The sequence below is a fragment of the Klebsiella sp. HMSC16A12 genome (assembly GCF_001808265.1).
Classification (GTDB): Bacteria; Pseudomonadota; Gammaproteobacteria; order Enterobacterales; family Enterobacteriaceae; genus Klebsiella; species Klebsiella pneumoniae.
In genome coordinates this window covers 33,287-34,487 of sequence record NZ_KV792568.1, presented here as the reverse complement: position 1 = coordinate 34,487, position 1,201 = coordinate 33,287, and the positions used below count along the sequence as shown (strand labels likewise).

The following is a 1,201-nucleotide window of genomic DNA, read 5'->3' as shown; positions in this document are numbered from 1 at the left end:
ACCCTAAATAATTCGAGTTGCAGGAAGGCGGCGACGCAGCGAATCCCCAGGAGCTTACTCAAGTAAGTGACTGGGGTGAGCGAGGAAAGCCAACACACATGCAACTTTAAGTATGAGGGGTATAGGTGCCATAACCAGAGGGTTACGGCACCTTGCGTCAGAAACACTGATAACGATAAAGTCGGGTTGAAATTGTGTATATCGGCTAAACTTAGGTTTAACAGAATGTGATGCCATGACTGCTTATACCCTAAGGTATTTGTCATCGCTTACTTTTTGGCGTTATATGATGGATAATGCCGGGATACGAGAGACCCGACTCTTTTAATCTTTCAAGGAGCAAAGAATGCTGATTCTGACTCGTCGAGTTGGTGAGACCCTCATGATTGGAGATGAGGTCACTGTGACAGTTTTAGGGGTGAAGGGTAACCAGGTTCGTATTGGCGTAAACGCCCCTAAAGAAGTGTCTGTTCACCGTGAAGAGATCTACCAGCGTATTCAGGCTGAAAAATCCCAGCAGTCCAGTTACTAAGGTTTCCGCGCCTCGCTGTGCAGTGAGGCGCATCACTTACCGCCGCTTTTTCCCTTTTTCTTTTTTTTCCCCCTGCGCCATACCGCTTTTCATTACCCTTTGCCGCTTTGGTCGTTTGGCGTTATGCCAGCGTCAGGGCTGATTTCCTGTTGATAAATTGCCCTTTTTGCCGTTTTTGCACGCGAATTGCGTGCGAAGTGTGCAAACGAAAAAAGGTCTCGAAAAAGTGTTTGACTTATAAGTACCAGAAAGTAATATGTGCGCCATCGCAGCGACGAAGAGCAGAAACAAGTTCTTCGAAGCACTCGAAAGAGGCGTGTGTGGTGAGGTGGCCGAGAGGCTGAAGGCGCTCCCCTGCTAAGGGAGTATGCGGTCAAAAGCTGCATCCGGGGTTCGAATCCCCGCCTCACCGCCATTTTGCATCCGTAGCTCAGCTGGATAGAGTACTCGGCTACGAACCGAGCGGTCGGAGGTTCGAATCCTCCCGGATGCACCATCTTCTTTCTGAATTAAGAGAGAAGAGCGCTGTGAAAGCAGCGGCCCGCAGTGCGAGGCATAATCGAGTCACTCTACCGATTAGGCCATCATACTCAGTGTGGCATGTGTTAGTTGTGACACTGACGCGTAGTAAAGCAAGTTTCCCGATGCATCCGTAGCTCAGCTGGATAG

Annotated in this window: 1 protein-coding gene and 2 tRNA genes; all 3 read left to right on the top strand. The window is 49.5% G+C overall.

The window, feature by feature from the left end; all coding sequences use genetic code 11:
• Positions 1 to 346: 346 nt before the first annotated feature.
• Positions 347 to 532, top strand: a complete 186-nt coding sequence (gene csrA / locus HMPREF3140_RS07790; RefSeq protein ID WP_000906486.1) for a carbon storage regulator CsrA — start codon at positions 347 to 349, stop codon at positions 530 to 532.
• A 322-nt stretch (positions 533 to 854) separates the two neighbouring features.
• Positions 855 to 947 (top strand) — tRNA-Ser (locus HMPREF3140_RS07785).
• Between the two features lie 4 nt (positions 948 to 951).
• Positions 952 to 1,028: transfer RNA gene (locus tag HMPREF3140_RS07780), tRNA-Arg, on the top strand.
• Positions 1,029 to 1,201: the final 173 nt, after the last annotated feature.